General features: G+C 67.6%; 1 protein-coding gene. It reads left to right on the top strand.

The window, feature by feature from the left end; all coding sequences use genetic code 11:
• Positions 1 to 12: 12 nt before the first annotated feature.
• Positions 13 to 469, top strand: a 457-nt coding sequence (locus tag IMZ11_RS44000) for a M28 family peptidase (protein WP_228649685.1), incomplete at its 3' end; no start/stop codon positions are given.

Raw genomic sequence — 469 nt, 5'->3', positions numbered from 1 at the left:
GTTGCGGGTGCCGTGGTGCTGGTCGACCGTGGCTCCTGCCCCTTCGCCGACAAGCAGACCGCCGCAGCGGAGCGCGGCGCGGTGGCGATGATCGTCGTCAACACCGACAACGAGGAGAAGATGGGCGGCACGCTGGGCCGCAACACCGACGTCAAGATCCCGGTGGTCAGCGTGACCAAGGATGAGGGCACCAGGCTGCGCAACGCACCCGGCCCCACCACCATCAAGCTCGTCGCCGGGGTGCGCGTCGAGCACACCCGCAACGTCATCGCCCAGACCAAGACCGGATCGACCTCTGACGTGGTGATGGTCGGGGCGCACCTCGACAGCGTTCCCGAAGGTCCCGGCATCAACGACAACGGTTCCGGGGTGGCTGCCGTGCTGGAAACTGCGCTGCAGCTGGGAGATTCACCGCAGGTGAACAACGCGGTGCGGTTCGGCTTCTGGGGTGCCGAGGAGGAAGGGCTGC

It is taken from the genome of Microtetraspora sp. AC03309, from assembly GCF_020826795.1.
Lineage (GTDB): Bacteria > Actinomycetota > Actinomycetes > Streptosporangiales > Streptosporangiaceae > Microtetraspora > Microtetraspora glauca.
The sequence above is the reverse complement of the archived record's forward strand: the minus strand, read 5'-3'. Positions and strand labels throughout refer to the sequence as shown.